1 protein-coding gene is annotated in these 740 nt (G+C 75.0%); it reads left to right on the top strand.

The window, feature by feature from the left end; genetic code table 11:
- Nucleotides 1-740 (top strand): EAL domain-containing protein (locus tag FV228_RS31535; protein ID WP_147857954.1); only part of this gene is annotated, 740 nt, incomplete at both ends.

The following is a 740-nucleotide window of genomic DNA, read 5'->3' as shown; positions in this document are numbered from 1 at the left end:
CCGTCCCGCCCCCCGGGCCGCCGCGCCCTGGGCCGACCGCGAGGCCGAGATCGTCCGGGCCTTCGAGGCGGATGCCCTGGAGATCCACCTGCAGCCGGTGGTGACCCTGCCCCAGCGCAAGGTCTCGGCTTACGAGGCGTTGGCCCGCCTGCGGGTCGATGGCGAACTGACCGAGCCGGAGGTGTTCCTGCCGGTGCTGGAACGCTACGGCCGCACCACCGAACTCGACCGGCGCATGCTGCAGCGAGCCGCCATCGTGGTCCGCCACCTCGCCCGCCGGGGCAGCGAGACCATGCTGACCTACGGCCTGTCGCCGCTCTCGCTGTTCGAGCCCGGGCTGCTGCGCGAGCTGGCCCGTACGGTCGCGGACGATCCCGCCCTGGCCGGGCTGGCGATCGCGCTGCCGCAGGCGAGTTGGCAGGGTCTCGATGGCGGGCAGCGCGGACTGCTCCTGCCGCTGCGGGGCCGGATCGGGTTCAGCCTCGACCGGGCGGACGACCTGCGCTTCGACGTGGCCCAGCTCGCGGGGCTGGGGGTCGGCCAGGTCAAGGTCCCGGCCGAGCTGCTGCTGCGGCCGGGGTCGGAGCGGCGGCGCCTGTCTGACATCGCCATCGAGGATCTCGCCCCGGCCCTGGCCCGGGCCGGCATCCGCCTGGTCGCCACCGGGGTCGCCGAGGAGGCGGACGTGCCGGACCTGATCGACCTCGACATCCCGTACGCCCAGGGCGCGGCCTTCGCGG

The organism is Methylobacterium sp. WL18 (genome assembly GCF_008040015.1).
Classification (GTDB): domain Bacteria; phylum Pseudomonadota; class Alphaproteobacteria; order Rhizobiales; family Beijerinckiaceae; genus Methylobacterium; species Methylobacterium mesophilicum.
This window is presented reverse-complemented; position numbering and strand designations above follow the sequence as displayed.